We start from the raw sequence: 17,902 nt of genomic DNA, 5'->3' as shown, positions 1-17,902 counted from the left end.
GGGGGGGGGGGGCGGCCCCCCCCCCCCCCCCCCCCCCCCCCCCCCCCCCCCCCCCCCCCCCCCCGCGCGCGCCCCCCCCCCCCCCCCCCCCCCCCCCCCCCCGGCGCCGGGCCCCCCCGGGGCCCCCCCCACGACCGTCGGCAGAGGGGACCCCTGCGGGGTCCTCGGATCAGCCGAACAGGTCGGAGAGGAAGGACTCCTTGCGCTTCTTGTGCCCGTACGACGAGCCGTGCGACGAGCCGTGTGAGGACTGGCCGCCGCGCACCGCGCCGAGCACCTCGTTGACCACCGCGCCCAGGCCGGCCCCGCCCGCGGCCGGGTACTGCGCGCCGCCCGCGGGCTGGCCGTACGCCGGCTGTGCGTACGGCTGACCCGAGGGCTGGCCGTGCGAGGGCCGGCCGTGGGCGGTGCCGTGCTGCTGCCCGGCCGGCTGCGCCGCGGCCCCGCCGCCACCGTGCCAGGCGGTCTCGGCGTCGACCAGCCGCTCGAGCTCACCGCGGTCGAGGAAGATGCCCCGGCACTCCGTGCACTGGTCGACGTGCACGCCGTTGCGCTCGTAGGTGCGCATCGCGCCCTGGCACTTGGGACAGACGAGATCCATACCGCACGGTACGACGCACGACGGCCTCCCGGCCCGGGGTGGGGCGTGCCAGGGTGTGCGGCCGTGACGACGACCGCCACGGTGACCCTCCGGTTCGGCTCGGCCGCCCGGGAGAGCTCGACCCACACCAACCTCTCCGCCGTCCGCAGCGACGGACCGGTGCTCTGGGTGGCCGGCGACGAGACCGCCACGATCGAGCGGCTGGTGGCCGACGACCCGGCCGCCCCCACCTGCTACGGCGACCAGACCGGCTTCTCCCTCGCCGACCTCGTCCCCCTGCCCGGCGGCACCGGCCCGGCCGTCGAGGAGGAGGCCGACATCGAGGGCCTCGCCCGGACACCGGACGCGCTGTGGGCGGTGGGGTCGCACAGCCTGCGGCGCCGCCGGATCCGCGACGAGGACGACGGGGAGAAGGCGCTGCGCCGGCTGGCCCGGGTGACCGGCCAGCCGCGCCGGCAGGTCCTCGTGCGGATGCCGGTGGTCGACGTCGACGGCCTGCCCACCCCGGTGCGGGACGACGGCGCCGGCACCCGCGCCGCGGTCTTCGGCGCCCGCGGCAAGGACCTGCGCGACCTGCTGGCCGACGACGAGCACCTGGCGCCGTTCCTGCCCATCCCCGGCAAGGACAACGGCCTGGACGTCGAGGGCATCGCCGTCTCGGGCGAGCGCGTGTACCTGGGGCTGCGCGGGCCGGTGCTGCGCGGCTGGGCGGTCGTCCTGGAGCTGCGGCCGGAGGTCGACGCCGAGGACCCCACGCGGCTGCGGCTGCGCCGGTTCCCCGACGGCTGCCGCTACCGCAAGCACGTGCTGCGACTGGCCGGCCTCGGCGTGCGCGACCTGTGCCCCCAGGGCGAGGACCTGCTGGTGCTGGCCGGGCCGACCATGGACCTCGACGGGCCGGTGTACGTCTACCGGTGGCACGGCGGGTGCGCGGTCGAGGCGCCCGCCGTCGTCCGGGGCGGGGTGCTCACCCGCGAGCTGTCCCTGCCCTTCGGCGACGGCGACGACCACGCCGAGGGCATCGGCCTGCTGGGGCCCGCCGAGGACGGCCGGCTCCTGGTCGTCTACGACAGCCCCGCGCCGCGGCGGCTCACCCCCGACGGCGGCGTGCTGGCCGACGTCGTCCGGCTGCCCTGATCCCGGCGCGGGTCAGCCGATCCGCACCGGGCGGGCGGCGAGCACCCCGGCGACGGCCAGGCCGACCGCGAGCGCGACCAGCAGGACCAGCGGCGCGGTCCACCCGCCGGTGGGACCCGACACCGCGCCGACGGCGACCGGCCCGGCGGCGCCGACCGAGTAGCCGACCAGCTGGCTCATGCCCGACAGCCGGGCCGCGGTGTCGGCGTCGGCCGAGCGCAGCACCACCAGGACCAGGGCCAACCCGATGCCGGCACCCTGCGCGACCCCGGCGACCGCGGCCCACACCGGCCAGGCGCCCGGCGCGGCGAGCAGCCCGCCCACCGGGACGAGCCACAGCGCGGACACCGTCAGCGCCAGGCCGGTCTGCCCCGGCCGGCGGGCGACGACGGCCGGCACCAGCAGGCTGCCGACGATGCCGGTCGCCTGGAACAGCGAGGCGGCCAGCGACCCGGTGGTGACGTCGGTGCCCGCACGGTCGGCCAGCACCGTGGGCAGCCACGCGGTGAGCGAGAAGTAGAGCGAGGACTGCAGCCCCAGCACCGCGGCGACCGCCCACGCGGTCGGCGAGCGCCACAGCCCCGGGCGACCGGCCGCCGGGCGACCCGCCGGACCGGCGGTGCCGAGCAGTCCGCCGTGCCCCCGCGCGGCCGCCGCCCAGACCCCCGCACCGGCGACGGCCAGCAGTCCCTCCACGGCCAGGGCCCCGCGCCAGCCGAGCACCGTCCCCAGCGGCGCGGTCAGCGCGGCCGTGGCGGCGGCGCCCGCGACGAGACCGGCGGTGTAGAGGCCGGTCACCGTGCCCGCCTGCCGGCCGAAGCCGCCCTTGACCACCGCCGGCAGCAGCACGTTGCCCACGGTCATGGCCGCACCGGCCAGGAAGGTGCCGGCCAGCAGCACCGGCGCGCCGTCGAGGACCCGCAGGCCCTGCGCGGCGGCCAGCAGCAGCAGCGAGCCGAGCACCGCCGGCCCGGCCCCCACCCGGCGGCCGAGCACGGCCGAGGCCGGTGCGAGCAGCGCGAAGCACAGGACGGGCAGGGTGGTCAGCAGCCCCGCGGTCGCCGCCGAGAGGCCGAGGTCGGACCGGATCTCGCCCAGCACCGGCCCCACCGCGGCGATGGCGCCGCGCAGGTTCAGCGCGGTGAGCAGCACGGCGGCCAGCAGCAGCCGGTTCTCGGCCAGGACGGCGCCGGGCGGCGGCGGGGTCGGGCGGGACGCGGGGACCACTCCTGTCGGACGGACCGGGTGGACCAGGGACCCGGCCCGGCGGCACATCCTGCCCGCCGGACCCGCCGCGGTCAGCGCCACCCCGCGGGACGGCCGGCGGAGCCGGGGCGGGCGGCGGTCGTGGAACACCACTCGTTAGCGTGTCACCCGTCCGTGACCCAGCTCACGTCGTCGTGGCTGGTCGGCCCTCCGGGAGGTACCCGTGCACGTCCCCCTCCGCCGGCGGCTCCGCCGGTCCCTGCTGACCCTCGGCCTCGGTGCCGCGCTGACCGCCGGGGCCCTCGCCGCGGCCGCCCCGGCCGGCGCCGCACCCGGCCACGCCGACGGCGACGGGTACGGCCACGGCGGGACCGCGCCCGAGGTGGTCGGGACGACCGAGGGCCGGCTCCGCGGCTCCGTCGTCGACGCCACCCACCGCACCTTCGAGGGCGTCCCCTACGCCGCGCCGCCGGTCGGTGACCTGCGCTTCCGGCCGCCCGCGCCGGTGGAGCCGTGGCGTGGCGTGCGCGACGCCACCGCACCGGGCCCCCAGTGCGCGCAGCTCACCCGGCAGGCCAACCCCGAGACCTACGGCGAGGACTGCCTGTACCTCAACGTCACCACCCCGGCCGGTCTGGACGCCGCCGCGGCCGACCTGCCGGTCATGGTGTGGATCCACGGCGGGTCCTGGGTCTACGGCGCCGGCGCGAACTACGACGCGAGCGAGCTCGCCCTCGAGGGCGACGTCGTCGTCGTGACGATCAACTACCGCCTCGGCCCGCTGGGCTTCCTCGCCCAGGACGACCTCTCGCGCGACAACGGCGCCGTCGGCTCCGGCAGCGCGGGCCTGCTCGACCAGCAGGCGGCCCTGCGCTGGGTGGAGCGCAACGCCGCGGCCTTCGGCGGCGACCCCGACCGGGTGACCGTGTTCGGCGAGTCCGCCGGCGGCTCCTCGGTGTGCGCGCAGCTGGCCGCGCCCGGCGCCGCCGGCCTGTTCGACCGGGCCATCCCGCAGAGCTACAGCTGCGCCGCCCGGTACGAGGACCTGCCGACGGCCGAGGCCAAGGGCGCCCGCGTCGCCGAGCTCGTCGGCTGCACCGACCCGGCCACCCGGTCGGCCTGCCTGCGCACCCCCGGTGAGGACTTCACCCGCCGGCTGCTCACCGCCTGGCGCGACGTCGGCGGCGGCGCCTTCGTCGTCGGCGGCTCGGCGCTACCGGTCCAGCCGGCCGACGCCATCGCCTCCGGCGCGTGGAACCGGGTGCCGGTCGTGCACGGCAACCTCAGCGACGAGAACACGCTGTTCACCCCGCTCACGCCGCTGCGCTCCACCGGGGCACCGCCGCCGCCCACGCTGACCGTCGAGCAGTACGAGGCCGAGATCCGCGCCCGCTACGGCGACCGCGCCGCCGACGTCCTCGCCCGCTACCCGGCGAGTGCGTACCCGTCCCCGCTGCGGGCCCTGGCCGAGGTGGCCAGCGACGCCAGCGGCGCGCTGTCGACCTGCGAGCACGTCGAGGCCTACGAGCTGCTGGCCGACCGGACGCCGACGTTCGCCTACCAGTTCCGCGACGAGACGGCGTCCCCGCTGATCGACTTCCCGTACCCGGCCTACCCGGAGGACGCCTCGCACGCCGGCGAGCTGCCGTTCCTCTTCCCGGGCCTGTTCGGGGAGCCGCTCACCGCCGAGCAGCAGGACCTGGCGACGACGATGGTCGGCTACTGGACCACCTTCGCCGCCACCGGTGACCCCGACGGCCGGGACCACCACGGCCGGGACCCCGACGGCCGGGACCACCACGGCGACCTGCCGGCCTGGCACCGGTACGCCGACCCCGGCGACGTCCAGGGCCTCGACATCGCCTCCGACGGCGGCGTCGGGCCGGTCGACGTCGCCGCGGACGCCGAGTGCGCGTTCTGGGCGACCGTCTGAGCGCCTGAGCCGCACCCCGGGCCCCGGACAGCCGCGCCGCTGCCCGGGGTCCGGCACGTCCGCCCCCACCGCGGACGACCGGAGAGCCGCGTCTACTCCCCGGTAACAAGTGTGGGATCGTCGGGGCACACGTCGAGACGGCACCGCCGCCGTCAGGAGAGAGGTCCCATGCGGTTGCAGCTTTCCCCGGAGATGGAGGCCTTCCGGGATGAGATGCGCACCTTCTTCACCACCCAGGTGCCCGCGGAGATCCGCGACACCGTCGCAGCCCGCCGGCACGTGGGCCGCGAGCAGTACGTGCGGACCCAGCGGATCCTCAACGCCGCCGGCCTGGCCGTGCCGCACTGGCCGGTCGAGTGGGGTGGACGGGACTGGACGCCGCTGCAGCGCCACATCTGGCGCGAGGAGATGCAGCTGGCCTCGGTGCCCGAGCCGCTGGCCTTCAACGCCAGCATGATCGGCCCGGTCATCGCCGCCTTCGGCGACCAGGAGCAGAAGGAACGGTTCCTGCCGGCGACGGCGAACCTCGACATCTGGTGGTGCCAGGGCTTCTCCGAGCCCGACGCCGGCTCCGACCTCGCCTCCCTGCGCACCACCGCCGTCCGCGACGGCGACGACTGGGTGGTCAACGGCCAGAAGACCTGGACGACGCTCGGCCAGCACGCCGACTGGATCTTCTGCCTGGTCCGCACCGACCCGACCGCCGAGAAGAAGCAGCGCGGCATCTCGATGCTGGTCCTCCCGATGGACAGCCCCGGGGTGACCCTGCGGCCGATCGAGCTGCTCGACGGCAGCCACGAGGTCAACGAGGTCTTCTTCGAGGACGTCCGCGTCCCCGCCGAGAACCTGATCGGCGAGGAGAACCGCGGCTGGGACTACGCCAAGTTCCTGCTCGGCAACGAGCGCGTGGGCATCGCCCGCGTCGGCGCCACCAAGAAGCTGATCGCCCAGGCGAAGTCCTTCGCCCGCGAGATCACCGCAGGCGGCCGCCCCCTCTCGGAGGACCCGCGGCTGACCGCGCGGATCGCCGAGCTGGAGAACGAGCTGGTGGCCCTGGAGCTCACCGCGCTGCGCGTCGTCGCCAACTCCGCCGACGGCAAGCCCCACCCGGCCTCGTCGGTGCTCAAGCTGCGCGGCTCGGAGCTCCAGCAGGCCGCGACCGAGCTGATCGTCGACATCGCCGGCCCGCTCTCCCTGGCCTCGTTCGCCGACGGCGGCTCCGAGGTGCCCGACTGGGCCCGCGTGGCCACGCCGGAGTACCTGAACTACCGCAAGGTGTCGATCTACGGCGGGTCGAACGAGGTCCAGCGCACCATCATCGCCGGCACGATCCTGGGGCTGTGAGGTAACCGTGGACTTCCAGTACGACAGCGAGCAGAACGACCTCCGCGAGGCCGTCCGCGGCCTCCTGCAGCGCGCCTACGGCGACGCCGAGACCCGTCGCCGGACGGTCGCCACCGACCCGGGCTTCGACGAGAAGACCTGGGCCCGGCTGGCCGAGATGGGCGTGCTGGGCCTGCCCTTCACCGAGGACGACGGCGGGATGGGCGCCGGCCCGATCGAGGTGGGCATCGTCGCCGAGGAGATGGGCAGGGTGCTGGCACCCGAGCCCTTCGTCGAGGCGGTGGTCCTCGCCGGCGGCCTCGTCGCGGCCGTGGGCACCGCCGCGCAGCGGCAGGCGGTCCTCGGGCCGCTGTCCGAGGGCGCGATCGTGCCCGCCTTCGCGCACGCCGAGCCGGGCACCCGGTGGAGCACCTCGGCGAGCGGCGTCACCGCCACCGACGACGGCGGCACGTGGCGGCTGACCGGCGTCAAGGAGCCGGTGCTGAACGGCGCCCGCGCCGACGTCCTCGTCGTGTCGGCGCTCGTCGAGGGCGGCACCGCGCTGTTCCTGGTGCAGGGCGGCGCCGAGGGCCTGACCCGCACCGGCTACCGCACCCACGACGGCGGCCGCGCGGCGCACGTGGCGTTCAGCGGCACCCCCGCCGAGCTGCTCGGGACGGGCACCGCCGACCGCAGCGCCGACGTCGAGCGGGCGCAGTCCCTCGCCCGGATCGCCTACGGCAACGAGGCGGTCGGGGCCATGGAGACGGCGCTGCGGACCACCGCGGAGTACCTCAAGACCCGCAAGCAGTTCGGGGTCACGCTCAACCGGTTCCAGGCGCTGACCTTCCGGGCGGCGGACATGTACGTGTCCGTGGAGCTGGCCCGCAGCACCGCGCTGTGGGCCAGCATGGTCGCCGACACCGGCGGCGACGTCGTGGCCGCCGGCGACCGCGTGCGGCTGCAGACCAGCCGCGCCGGCCGGCACGTGGGCAAGGAGGCCATCCAGCTGCACGGCGGCATCGGGGTCACCGCGGAGTACTCGGTCGGGCACTACACCAGCCGGCTCACCGCGATCGACCACCTGCTCGGCGACGGCGACTGGGCCGCGGCCCGCCTGGCCGAGACGGTCGACAGCTACCCGACGGTCGACCCGCTCGGCGCGCCGTACACCACCTGAGCGAATGACCCGGCCCCGCCACGTCCCGACGACGCGGTCCGCGAGGACCGGACCGCCGTCCTGCGCGACGTCGCCGACCGGGTCGCCACCGCCGGCTCCCGACCACCCGGCACGCTCTCGCTCCGGCCACGATCGGGCGCCCGGCGCACGGTGCGTCACCGCCGCCTGCCACGATGCAGCGCGAGGTGCGGTCGGTCACGTCCCCGCTGCACCACGCAGGCCCCGCCGGCGCAGCCGCCGGCCCGAGCTGTCCTTGGAGTGCGCGTGCTCATCGGTGTCCCCGCAGAGACCCGGCGGAACGAGACGCGTGTCGCCGCGACCCCCACGAGCGTGGGCCGGCTGTGCGCCCTCGGCTACGACGTCCTCGTCGAGGCCGGCGCCGGGGCGGCGGCCGACTGCCCCGACGAGGCCTACGTCGCCGCCGGGGCGCGCATCGGCTCGGCGGCGCAGGCGTGGGGTGCCGACGTCGTCCTGCACGTCAACGCCCCCACGGCCGCGGAGATCGCCGCTCTGCGCGAGGACGCGGTGCTGGTGAGCCTGCTCGCCCCGGCACTGTCGCCCGACCTGGTCGACGCGCTGGTCGCCCGCGGCGTGACCGCGCTGGCCATGGACGCCGTGCCGCGCATCTCGCGGGCGCAGTCGCTGGACGTGCTGAGCTCCATGGCCAACATCGCCGGCTACCGCGCCGTCGTCGAGGCCGCACACGCCTTCGGCCGCTTCTTCACCGGCCAGGTGACCGCCGCGGGCAAGGTGCCGCCGGCCAAGGTCTTCGTCGCGGGCGCCGGCGTCGCGGGGCTGGCCGCCATCGGCACGGCCAGCAGCCTCGGCGCCATCGTGCGCGCCACCGACGTGCGCCCGGAGGTGGCCGAGCAGGTGCGCTCGCTGGGCGGGGAGTACGTGGGCGTGCCGGCCGACGAGGAGGAGCAGGCCGCCGGCGGCGGCACCGGGTACGCCTCGGTGACCAGCGAGAGCTTCAACGCCCGCGCCGCGGTCATGTACGCCGAGCAGGCCCGCGACGTCGACGTCGTCATCACCACCGCGCTCATCCCCGGCCGGCCGGCGCCCCGGCTGCTCACCGAGGAGATGGTGGCCAGCATGAAGCCGGGCTCGGTGGTCGTGGACATGGCCGCCGCGCAGGGCGGCAACGTCGCCGGCTCGGTGCCCGACGAGGTGGTCGTGACCCCGAACGGCGTCACGATCATCGGCTACACCGACCTGCCCGCCCGGCTGCCGGCCCAGGCCTCGCAGCTGTTCGCCACCAACCTGGTCAACCTGCTGGTGCTGCTCACCCCGGGCAAGGACGGGCAGCTGGTCCTCGACCTCGACGACGTCGTGGTCCGGGGGATGACGGTGGCGCGGGCCGGCGAGAAGCTGTGGCCGCCGCCGCCGGTGCAGGTCTCGGCCGCGCCGGTGCCCTCGGCCGCGGCGCCACCGCCGTCACCACCGGCGCCCAGGTCCCCGGCCGGGCCCGGACGGCGGGCGGCGGTCGTGGGGCTGGCCGCCGCGGTGCTGTTCCTGCTGGCCGCCTTCTCCCCCGACCAGCTCATCGGCAACCTGACCGTGTTCGCCCTCGCGGTCGTGGTCGGCTTCTACGTCATCGGTCACGTGCACCACGCGCTGCACACCCCGCTGATGAGCGTCACCAACGCGATCTCCGGGATCATCGTGGTCGGCGCGCTGCTGCAGCTCGGCCACGTGAGCACGGTGGTGACCGTGCTGGCCTTCCTCGCCGTGCTGCTCGCCAGCATCAACGTCTTCGGCGGCTTCGCCGTGACCCGCCGCATGCTCGGCATGTTCACCCGGGGGGCCACCCGATGAGCGCGACCACCGCCGCGTCGGCGGCCTACATCGTCGCCGGGCTGCTGTTCGTCCTGAGCCTGGCCGGGCTGTCCCGGCACGAGACGGCCAAGGCCGGCAACGCCTACGGCATGGCCGGCATGGCCCTGGCGCTGGTGGCCACCATCGGACTGGCCGCCCGCGACGGCGACGCGCTGACCGTCGGGCTGATCGTCGTCGCGATGGTGGTGGGTGCGGCGATCGGCATCTGGCGGGCGCGGATCGTCCAGATGACCGGCATGCCTGAGCTCATCGCGCTGCTGCACAGTTTCGTCGGCCTGGCCGCGGTGCTGGTCGGCTGGAACGGCTACCTCTCGGTGGAGGGTGCGCCGGCCGGTGAGGGCGAGGAGCTCGGCCTGCCGGTCGGCATCCACTCCGCCGAGGTCGCCATCGGCGTCTTCATCGGCGCGGTCACGTTCACCGGCTCGGTCGTCGCGTTCCTGAAGCTGTCGGGGCGGATCAAGAGCAACCCGCTGGTGCTGCCGGGCAAGAACGCGCTCAACCTCGGCGCGCTGGTGGTGTTCGCGGCGCTGACCGTCGTCTTCGTCGTCTCGCCGGGCCTGGCGGTGCTGTCGGGGCTGACCGTGCTGGCCCTGGCGCTGGGCTGGCACCTGGTCGCCTCGATCGGCGGCGGCGACATGCCGGTCGTCGTCTCGATGCTCAACAGCTACTCGGGCTGGGCGGCCGCGGCGTCGGGCTTCCTGCTCGACAACGACCTGCTGATCATCACCGGCGCGCTCGTCGGGTCCTCGGGTGCCTACCTGTCCTACATCATGTGCCAGGCGATGAACCGCTCGTTCCTCTCCGTCATCGCCGGCGGCTTCGGCAACGAGGGCAGCACCGCGGCCAGCGGCGAGGCCGACGGCGAGCACACCGAGGTCACCGCCGAGGAGGTCGCGGAGCTGCTGCGCGACGCCGACAGCGTCGTCATCACGCCGGGCTACGGCATGGCCGTGGCGCACGCGCAGTCCGCCGTCGCGGAGCTCACCCGCATCCTCACCGACAAGGGCGTCGAGGTCCGCTTCGGCATCCACCCGGTCGCCGGGCGGCTGCCCGGGCACATGAACGTGCTGCTGGCCGAGGCCAAGGTGCCCTACGACGTCGTCCTGGAGATGGACGAGATCAACGACGACCTCGCCAAGACCGACGTCGTGCTGGTCATCGGCGCCAACGACACGGTCAACCCCGCGGCCGCCGAGGACCCGGCCAGCCCGATCGCCGGGATGCCGGTGCTGCACGTGTGGGAGGCCGAGCACGTCGTCGTCTTCAAGCGGTCGATGAGCACCGGCTACGCCGGCGTGCAGAACCCGCTGTTCTTCCGGTCCAACACCCGGATGCTCTTCGGCGACGCCCGCGAGCGGGTCGAGGACATCCTCCGGGCGCTGTAGTCCCGTCCGCCGTCCGGGCTGCTGCGGTTGCGGTGCGGACGGCGGGAGCGGGACGGTTGCCGTCGTGGACCCCTTCCGCCTCGGCGTGCCCCGCATCCCCGGCCTGACCGAGCTGCTCACCACGCTGCAGGCCCAGACCGAGGCGCTGGCGCAGCTGCCCCGGACGCTGACCGACCTCAACGCCGCCGTCCGGGAGCTGATCGCCGCGACGTCGACGGCCACGTCGGCGATCGCGTCGGCGCAGCGCACCGCCGAACGGCTGGAGGAGCTGGTCGGCGAGCTGGAGGAGCCGGTGCGGGCGCTCAAGCCGGGGCTGCAGCGGGTGGGCCGGGTGCTCGACGACCCGGCTGTGGAGGCCGTCCCGGACATCATCCGCACGATCGACGAGGACCTGCGGCCGCTGATCGCGACGCTGCACCAGGCGCAGTCACGCGTCGCCGGCGTCACGGGGCTGCTGCGCCGCCGCGGCCGGCCGGAGGACGACGGCCTGCTCTAGGCCCCCTCGCGTTCCAGCACGAAGACGTAGGGGCAGGACAGGCCGCGCATGTCCATGAGCCCGAGCAGCACGTCCGCGGTCACCTGCCGGAACACGTCGACGACGGGCAGCCGGTCGTAGACCAGCGCCGTGGTGACCACGCCGCGGTGCTCGACCGTGCGCAGCCGGGCGGCCGGACGGCGGGTGGTCAGCAGTGGCCGCGCCACGGCGAACCCCAGGCGGGCCGGCCGGCTGCGGACCAGGCCCGGGGTGCGGCGCAGCAGGGTCAACGGCGCGAGAGCCGGCTGCACCGGCCGCGGCCGCCCGGCCCGGTCGGGGAACAGCAGCGGGTGCACCGTCTCGGCGTCGACGACCTCCTTGCCCCACCAGCGGTACGCGGTCAGCAGCCCGTCCAGCGGCGAGCCGGTGGGCAGCTCCGTGCCCCGCCACCGGCCGACGAGGTCGTCCACGCCGATGCCGGGGAGCCGGTCGGCGAGGGCGAGGACGTCGGCCGCGGTGGCGCCGCCGCGGTACGAGTCGAGCTCCCGGACGGCGTCGGAAGCGGTCACCGCGGTCCCCAGTGCGGCGGGTGCTCCAGCCCGGGTGGCAGCCCGGTCGCGGCGTCCCCGCGGGCGGCAGCGACCTGCGGGCGGGTGAGGAACAGCGCGCCGGAGAGGTCGGCGCCGCGCAGGTCCGTGGCCCGCAGGTCGGCGCCCAGCACGTCGGTCCGGTGCAGGTCCGCCCCGCGCAGGTCGGCGCCGATCAGGTAGGCACCGCGCAGGCTGACGCCCCGCAGGTCGGCGCGGCGCAGGTCGGCACCGACCAGGTCGGCGCCGCGGCGGTCGGCCCGGCGCCGGCCGTTCCCCCGCGGGCGGACGCCGGCCCGCGCCAGCTCGCTGACCGACAGCAGCAGCGCGCCGGCCTCCTGCCGCAGCGCGGCCGTGTCGACGGCGGCGAGCTCGCCGGCCGGCGCGGCCGTGAGCCGCTCGGTGCGGTCCCGGGCGGCCGTCAGCTCCCGGCGCAGCGGCGCGGCCTCGGTCAGGGCGAGCGCCTCGGTGAGGTACCAGAGCAGCTCGTGCAGCTGCCGTTGCACGCCGAACGCCGCGAACACCGACGCCGCGGACCCCGGGGAGTCCCGCCAGTCCGGGCCGCCGGCGAAGGTCACCTGCACCGTCTGCTGCCCGGCGCCGAAGCAGTCGAACACCGTGCAGCCGGGGAAGCCGCGTTCCCGCAGCTCGGCGTGGATGCCGCACAGCGCGTCCTCGCGCAGGTTCGGGCAGGCGTGCCCGGCCGGCTTGTCGATCGCGAAGTCGGCAGACGCCGCGAAGGCCGGCGCCACGCAGCACAGCCCCGCACAGCGCGCGCAGTCCGCGCGCAGCCGCGCCCGGACGTCGGCGGCGTCGGGCACGGCGGCTCCTCGGGCAGGTCGGTCAGGAGGTGGGGCGCTCCAGGGTGACCAGCACGCCCTCGACGCCGCCCGGGCCGATCCGGCCCTTCACCTCGACGGAGGTGATCGCCTTGAGCTGCCACCCCTCGCGGGCGTGCTCGTTCAGCACCTTCTCCAGCTTGTCACCCGACATCTTCCCGCCGATCAGCCCCTCGCGGAGCTCGACCACCCGGTACTCGTACCGCTGCGCCACGGCGTCCTCCTCGTGTCGGTCCCCGCTCCCCCGGCGATGATGCCGGAGTGGACGTGCTCAGCAGCCGGGTCCTGCTCCGGGCGGTCGACCCCGCGCGGTCGCAGGCCTTCTACCGCGACGTGCTCGAGCTGGCGGTGTACCGCGAGTTCGGGCCGCCCGAGCACCCCGGCGTGGTCTTCTTCCTCGGCAACGGCCTGCTCGAGGTCTCCGGCCCGGGCGAGGAACCGCCGCGCGGGATGGCGCTGTGGGTGCAGGTCCGCGACGTCGCCGCCGAGGTCGAGCGGCTGCGGGCGGCCGGCGTGCCGGTGCTCCGCGGGCCGCGGGCCGAGCCGTGGGGCCTGGTCGAGTCCTGGCTGGCCGACCCGGACGGCGTGCGGATCGTGCTGGTCGAGGTGCCCGCGGACCACCCGCTGCGTCGCGACCAGCGCCCGCCGGGCTAGGTGGCGTCGGCCGGAGGCGGCACGTCGCGGTCGGACGACGACCCGCGGACGACGTCAGCGAAGGACTCCTCCAGCCGGGCCCACGTCGAGCTCCACTCCAGCAGCGGCTCGAGGATCCGCTCGAACACCGCGAGCTGCGCGTCGAAGGCCTGCAGCTGCGCCGACATCGCCTCGATCTGCCGGCGCTGCCCGCGCACGGCCGAGGCGATCGCCCCGAGCTGCGCGGCCGACAGCGCCCCCGGCGGCGAGGGCAGCCGCGGCAGGCTCAGCCCCGAGGGGACCGCGCCGGCGGCGAGCCCGCGGGCCCGGTCGGTGAACCCGCGCAGCTGCGCGACGAACTCCTCGACGGACCGGCTGACCAGGTTCCCCTGTCCCTGCCCTGCCTTCGGACCGACGTCCTGCTCGCTCATGGCCCCAGTCTCCCGCCGAGCCGCTGCGCCCGCCGCCCGATGGGCTCCGGTCACCCGCCGGTCAGCGCCCGCAGCGTCTCCGCGTTGCGGACGGCGTGGCCGTGCCCGTCGTTGTTGAAGTAGGCATAGACGTCCCGCCCCGAGGCCGCCCACTCCCCCACCCGGTCGGCCCACCAGCGCAGGTCGGCGTCGGGGTAGGAGCCCGCGTAGAGCCAGGTGGTGTCGGGTCCGTGCAGGCGGACGTAGACGAACGGCGCGGTGGCCCGCAGCACGCACGGGAGGCCCGCGCCGCTCACCACGCAGTAGGCCGCGCCGTGCCGCTCCAGCAGCGCGAAGACCTCCTCGACGTGCCAGCTCGGGTGGCGGAACTCCACCGCCACCCGCACCCAGTCCGGCAGCAGGGACAGGAAGTAGCCGAGGCGCGCGTCGTCGCGGATCGCGGCCGGGTGCAGCTGCACCAGCAGCACGGCCCGCCGTCCGTCCAGCTCGTGCCAGGCCGCGGTCATCCGGTCGACCCACGTCTCCGGGGCGTACAGCCGCTTGGCGTGCGTCAGGCCCCGCGGCGCCTTGACCGACAGCCGGAAGCCCTCGGGCAGCCGGTCGCGCCACCCCGCGAAGGTCGCCGTCCGGGGCCAGCGGTAGAAGCTCGCGTTGAGCTCGACGGTGCCGAACCGGCGGACGTAGTGGGCCAGCCGGTCGCGGGGCGGCGTCCCCGGTGGGTAGAGGACGCCGTCCCAGTGGTCGTAGCTCCAGCCCGACGTGCCGACGTGGACGGCCACCGGTGCGCCGCCGTCCTCAGCGGCCGCGGCGGGCCAGGAGCGCCGCCCCGGCGGCGAGCACGCGGCCGTAGGAGCCCGGCGCCAGCCGCACCAGGACGTCGGGGACCACGGCGGAGGCGCCGATGAGCAGCCGCGGCCGGCGCCGCTCGACCGCGGTGAGGATGCGCTCCGCGGCCCGATCGGGCGGGTAGCGCAGCAGCCGCGCGAAGTCGCGCTTGCCCCGCTCGGCCTCCTCGGCCGGGACGGCGGCGGCCACCCGGGCGCTCTCGGCGATCCGGGTGCGGATGCCGCCGGGGTGCACGCTGGTCACGCCGACGCCGTCGCCGGCCAGCTCGTGCCGCAGCGCCTCGGTGAACCCGCGGACGGCGAACTTGCTCGACGCGTACGCCGCCTGTCCGGCCGGGGCCATGAGGCCGAACAGGCTGGACACGGTGACCAGGTGCGCGCCGGGGTGCGCCTTCAGCGTGGGCAGCAGGGCGTGCGTCAGCCGGACGACGGCGGAGAAGTTCACGGCCAGGACCTCGTCGAACTCCGCGAGGGTGACCTGGTCGAAGCGGCCGGTCAGGGCGATGCCGGCGTTGTTGACCAGCAGCGTCGTCCCGGGGTGCTCGGCGACGAGCGTGTCCGCGGCCCGCTGCACCTGCGCGGCGTCGGCGAGGTCGGCGAGCACGGTCGTGACCCGCCGGCCGGGGTGGGCGGCGCGCACCGACGCGGCGACGGCGTCCAGGCGTCCGGTGTCGCGGTCGAGCAGGACCAGATCGCTGCCGCGGGCGGCCAGCGCGGGGGCCAGGGCCGCGCCGATGCCGCTGGCCGCGCCCGTCACCACAGCGGTGCCGGCGGTGAAGTCGAAGGGCCCCAGCGCGCTCACGGCAGCCGCCACACGGTGGTCCGGCGCAGCCCCGGACCCTCGGTCTCGGGCACGTCGTAGACGGCCAGCGGCTCGAGCCGCTCGCGCGGCAGGTAGGGCCGGCCGGGGTCGCCGACGAGCACCTCGCAGCCGCGCGCCCGGGCGCGGTCGAGGAAGGGCAGCACCCGTCCGGTCATCTCCCGGTCATAGCAGACGTCGCCGGCGAGCACGACGTCGACGGCCGGGGGCTCCCGGTCGAGGACGTCGCCGGTGACGCTGATGCCGCCCACCCCGTTGAGGCCGGCGTTGACGCCGACCGCCGTCCGGGAGAACGGGTCGACGTCGCTGGCCAGCACGTGCCGGGCACCGGCGAGGACGGCGGCGACGGCGACCAGCCCGCTGCCCGACCCCAGGTCGAGGACCGCGCGGCCGGTCACCGTCACGGCCCCGTCGAGCACGGCGCGGGCCAGCGCCTGGCCGCCGGGCCAGGCCGCGGCCCAGAACGGCGGGGCCTCACCGGCACCGCCGGCGGCGTCCATCGCCTCCCACAGGGCGACGACGTCGTCGGCGACGTGCAGCCGCACCTCCGGGACGAGCGAGGGCCGGCGCACCTGCGTGTGCGCGCGGACGAAGCCGGACGGGACGACTCGCATGTCCAGCAGTCCACCACCCCGGCCGGCACCGCGCGGCCTCCCCGCAGGGGCCCGCCGCGAGCCTGCGAGGCGTGGGGCACCACGGCCTCCCTGCAGGGGCCCGCCGCGAGCCTGCGAGGCGTGGGGCACCACGGCCTCCCTGCAGGGGCCCGCCGCGAGCCTGCGAGGCGTGGGGCACCACGGCCTCCCTGCAGGGGCCCGCCGCGAGCGTGCGAGCGGTGGGGGCAGGGAGGTCCTTCTAGTACCAGCCCTTGGCCTGCGAGTGGGCCCAGGCGGCGCACGGCGAGCCGTAGCGCTCCTCGATGTAGATCAGGCCCGCGTCGATCTGCCGGTAGCCGTCGGAGGTCTTGGCGATGCCGGTGCTCGCCCACGTCGAGTCGAGGAACTGCGGGATGCCGTAGGCGGTGCTGGTCGGGTTCTGCGCGTTGGGGTTCCAGCCGCTCTCCTTGCCCCACAGGCTCTCCAGGCAGCTGAACTGCTCGGCGCTGCCGACCTTGCTCAGCGCGTAGTCCTTGAAGGAGCCGCGGCTGGCCGGCGCGGCGGCGGACGCGGACGCGGGAGCGGCAGCCGGGGCGGACGCGGGTGCGGTGGCGGCCTCCTGCTCGGCGGCGGCCCGCTCGGCAGCCTCGGCCTCGGCGGCGGCCTGGGCCTCGGCGGCGGCGCGGGCAGCCTCCTCCTCGGCGGCCCGCCGGGCGGCCTCCTCGGCTGCGCGCCGGTCGAGCTCGGCCTGGTCGGCGGCGGCCTGCGCCTGGGCGGCGGTGGTCTCCTCGGCGGAGCGCTCGCTGCGGGAGGCGGCGAGGTCCTCGAGCGGGGCGAGGTCAGCGGCCTGCGGCGCCACGGGACCCGCGGCGTCGGCCGGCAGCTCATCGGCGACGCCGAGCTGCTCGGCGACGCTCACCGAGGTGCTGGCCGTCTCGGTGCCGGCCTCGGCGGCCGGGCCACCGGTGGTCACCACGCCGACGATCAGCGCACCGGCCGCGGCAGCGGCCAGCAGCAGGGCCGGGCGGCGGGGGCCCATCGGCGGGCTGCTGCGCCGCGCGCCGGTCCGGGCGGGGAGGGCGGCACGCGAGCGCCGGCCGCGCCGGGGACCGGCAGCGGCGGAGTCGGTGTCCACAGCGGCGGTGACGGCGGTGGCGTCGGCCACGGGGAACTCGGCGGTCGCCGGGGCGTCGGCGGGCGTGTTCGGGGTACGGCTGGGCATGAAGGTGGGGGCTCCGAGGGGGAGAGTGCGCGCGCGGCAGCCCGGTTGGCGGGCAGTGACCGGCGCACGGCGGTCTACGGGTCCCGGGCAGCCGTGATCGGCGGCGCCGGGTGAGCGGGCAGGTGGAGGTGGCCGGCCTCAGACGGCGCGGTGCACGCGCGGCCGGCAGCACCTGCGGGCCGCGGCGGCCCGGAGGCGGGGCATGCGGAGACTCTCCGTTCCTTCCGATGCCGCCTACCGAGTTAGCTGACGGGTTCGGGCGGGAAGAAGCCCTACGCGCTGCGAGCGGAGCTCGACAGGCGATTCACCCCAGGACTGCGGTGGGTCCCCGGCTCGTGTCCACGGACACGACTCGGCGGCGCCCGGCCGGGCTCCCCGGGAGGGGACGAGACGAACGACCGGACGTCAAGGACGGTACGTGCCGTTACCTGACCGTGACAACACCAGGGCGCGAGATACCCACGTGACGCGTGTTACGCAGCACTCCGTCCGCCCCGGTCCGGAGCGGCTCCGGGTCGGGAGCGCAGGTCAGGAGAGCGAGGTCAGGACGCCGCGGCGACGTCGGCTCCCGGTTTCCGAGGGGTCTCGTCGCGGGCCGCGGCGTCGCGCCGCTCAGCGAGCACCGAGACGTCGTCGGGCAGGCCCCCGGCGGGGACGGCGTCCTCGCGCAGGACGTCGGCGAGGTTCGTGAGGGCCTCGTCGACGTGCCCGGTCAGCACGTGCAGCGTGTCGCACACCCGGTCCCGCTCGGCGTGCAGTGCGGCGAGCTCGGCCTCGACGGCAGTCCGCTCCTCCTGCGCCCACACGGCCGCCTGGGCCTCCCGCCGGGCCCGCGCCTCGGCGGCCTCCCGGT

Annotated in this window: 19 protein-coding genes and 1 riboswitch; of the genes, 8 read left to right on the top strand and 11 right to left on the bottom strand. The window is 76.3% G+C overall.

The window, feature by feature from the left end:
• Positions 1-169: 169 nt before the first annotated feature.
• Complete coding sequence (locus ABQ292_RS22010; protein ID WP_369209851.1) at positions 170-601, bottom strand: TFIIB-type zinc ribbon-containing protein; 432 nt, start codon at positions 599-601, stop codon at positions 170-172.
• A 63-nt stretch (positions 602-664) separates the two neighbouring features.
• On the opposite strand from ABQ292_RS22010, the gene ABQ292_RS22005 reads away from it, so the two are divergent.
• Positions 665-1,738, top strand: coding sequence for a DUF3616 domain-containing protein (locus tag ABQ292_RS22005; RefSeq protein WP_369209850.1), 1,074 nt, complete (start codon positions 665-667; stop codon positions 1,736-1,738).
• 12 nt (positions 1,739-1,750) lie between these two features.
• Here ABQ292_RS22005 and ABQ292_RS22000 read toward each other — a convergent pair whose 3' ends face one another.
• On the bottom strand, positions 1,751-2,965 hold the full coding sequence (locus ABQ292_RS22000; protein ID WP_369209849.1) for an MFS transporter: 1,215 nt from the start codon (positions 2,963-2,965) through the stop codon (positions 1,751-1,753).
• Between the two features lie 202 nt (positions 2,966-3,167).
• On the opposite strand from ABQ292_RS22000, the gene ABQ292_RS21995 reads away from it, so the two are divergent.
• The 6 genes from ABQ292_RS21995 to ABQ292_RS21970 all read left to right on the top strand — a co-directional run bounded on the left by ABQ292_RS21995 (position 3,168) and on the right by ABQ292_RS21970 (position 11,100).
• Positions 3,168-4,877 carry a carboxylesterase/lipase family protein gene (locus tag ABQ292_RS21995; RefSeq protein ID WP_369209848.1) on the top strand — a complete coding sequence of 570 codons (1,710 nt, stop codon included), beginning with the start codon at positions 3,168-3,170 and terminating at the stop codon, positions 4,875-4,877.
• A 168-nt stretch (positions 4,878-5,045) separates the two neighbouring features.
• The gene (locus tag ABQ292_RS21990) at positions 5,046-6,221 is read left to right on the top strand and encodes an acyl-CoA dehydrogenase family protein (RefSeq protein WP_369209847.1); all 1,176 of its coding nucleotides are present in this window, start codon (positions 5,046-5,048) and stop codon (positions 6,219-6,221) included.
• A 7-nt stretch (positions 6,222-6,228) separates the two neighbouring features.
• Positions 6,229-7,380 (top strand): acyl-CoA dehydrogenase family protein, encoded by a 1,152-nt coding sequence (locus ABQ292_RS21985; RefSeq protein ID WP_369209846.1) that lies wholly within the window; start codon positions 6,229-6,231, stop codon positions 7,378-7,380.
• Between the two features lie 264 nt (positions 7,381-7,644).
• The gene (locus tag ABQ292_RS21980; protein ID WP_438940618.1) at positions 7,645-9,198 is read left to right on the top strand and encodes a Re/Si-specific NAD(P)(+) transhydrogenase subunit alpha; all 1,554 of its coding nucleotides are present in this window, start codon (positions 7,645-7,647) and stop codon (positions 9,196-9,198) included.
• Positions 9,195-10,604 carry a Re/Si-specific NAD(P)(+) transhydrogenase subunit beta gene (gene pntB, locus ABQ292_RS21975; protein ID WP_369209844.1) on the top strand — a complete coding sequence of 470 codons (1,410 nt, stop codon included), beginning with the start codon at positions 9,195-9,197 and terminating at the stop codon, positions 10,602-10,604. Before ABQ292_RS21980 ends, pntB begins: the two co-directional genes overlap by 4 nt.
• 64 nt (positions 10,605-10,668) lie before the next feature.
• Positions 10,669-11,100, top strand: a complete 432-nt coding sequence (locus ABQ292_RS21970) for a hypothetical protein (protein ID WP_369209843.1) — start codon at positions 10,669-10,671, stop codon at positions 11,098-11,100.
• Here the strand turns inward: ABQ292_RS21970 and ABQ292_RS21965 are convergent.
• Genes ABQ292_RS21965 through ABQ292_RS21955 form a run of 3 tightly spaced genes read right to left on the bottom strand, consistent with a single transcriptional unit; the run spans position 11,097 to position 12,719 of the window.
• Entirely contained in the window at positions 11,097-11,648 is a 552-nt protein-coding gene (locus ABQ292_RS21965; RefSeq protein WP_369209842.1) for a DUF4334 domain-containing protein, read from the bottom strand. The genes ABQ292_RS21970 and ABQ292_RS21965 overlap by 4 nt on opposite strands.
• The gene (locus ABQ292_RS21960) at positions 11,645-12,487 is read right to left on the bottom strand and encodes a pentapeptide repeat-containing protein (protein ID WP_369209841.1); all 843 of its coding nucleotides are present in this window, start codon (positions 12,485-12,487) and stop codon (positions 11,645-11,647) included. The genes ABQ292_RS21965 and ABQ292_RS21960 overlap by 4 nt, the downstream gene beginning before the upstream one ends.
• A gap of 22 nt (positions 12,488-12,509) precedes the next feature.
• On the bottom strand, positions 12,510-12,719 hold the full coding sequence (locus ABQ292_RS21955; RefSeq protein ID WP_204694165.1) for a DUF4177 domain-containing protein: 210 nt from the start codon (positions 12,717-12,719) through the stop codon (positions 12,510-12,512).
• Positions 12,720-12,766: 47 nt separating this feature from the next.
• On the opposite strand from ABQ292_RS21955, the gene ABQ292_RS21950 reads away from it, so the two are divergent.
• Entirely contained in the window at positions 12,767-13,159 is a 393-nt protein-coding gene (locus tag ABQ292_RS21950) for a VOC family protein (RefSeq protein ID WP_369209840.1), read from the top strand.
• Here the strand turns inward: ABQ292_RS21950 and ABQ292_RS21945 are convergent.
• The 6 genes from ABQ292_RS21945 to ABQ292_RS21920 form a co-directional block, all read right to left on the bottom strand.
• Entirely contained in the window at positions 13,156-13,569 is a 414-nt protein-coding gene (locus ABQ292_RS21945; protein ID WP_369209839.1) for a hypothetical protein, read from the bottom strand. The two genes, ABQ292_RS21950 and ABQ292_RS21945, sit on opposite strands and share 4 nt — an antisense overlap.
• 50 nt (positions 13,570-13,619) lie before the next feature.
• Entirely contained in the window at positions 13,620-14,348 is a 729-nt protein-coding gene (locus tag ABQ292_RS21940; protein ID WP_369209838.1) for a DUF72 domain-containing protein, read from the bottom strand.
• 16 nt (positions 14,349-14,364) lie between these two features.
• On the bottom strand, positions 14,365-15,216 hold the full coding sequence (locus tag ABQ292_RS21935; RefSeq protein ID WP_369209837.1) for an SDR family NAD(P)-dependent oxidoreductase: 852 nt from the start codon (positions 15,214-15,216) through the stop codon (positions 14,365-14,367).
• Positions 15,213-15,848, bottom strand: coding sequence for a class I SAM-dependent methyltransferase (locus ABQ292_RS21930; protein WP_369209836.1), 636 nt, complete (start codon positions 15,846-15,848; stop codon positions 15,213-15,215). The genes ABQ292_RS21935 and ABQ292_RS21930 overlap by 4 nt, the downstream gene beginning before the upstream one ends.
• A 238-nt stretch (positions 15,849-16,086) precedes the next feature.
• A complete protein-coding gene (locus ABQ292_RS21925) occupies positions 16,087-17,049 on the bottom strand; it encodes an aggregation-promoting factor C-terminal-like domain-containing protein (protein ID WP_369209835.1) in 963 nt (320 codons plus the stop codon).
• A 216-nt stretch (positions 17,050-17,265) separates the two neighbouring features.
• A riboswitch (cyclic di-AMP (ydaO/yuaA leader) is annotated at positions 17,266-17,417 on the bottom strand.
• A gap of 174 nt (positions 17,418-17,591) precedes the next feature.
• On the bottom strand, positions 17,592-17,902 hold a 311-nt coding region (locus ABQ292_RS21920; protein ID WP_369209834.1), incomplete at its 5' end, for a hypothetical protein.

It is taken from the genome of Geodermatophilus maliterrae, assembly GCF_041018925.1.
Classification (GTDB): domain Bacteria; phylum Actinomycetota; class Actinomycetes; order Mycobacteriales; family Geodermatophilaceae; genus Geodermatophilus; species Geodermatophilus maliterrae.
The sequence above is the reverse complement of the archived record's forward strand: the minus strand, read 5'-3'. Positions and strand labels throughout refer to the sequence as shown.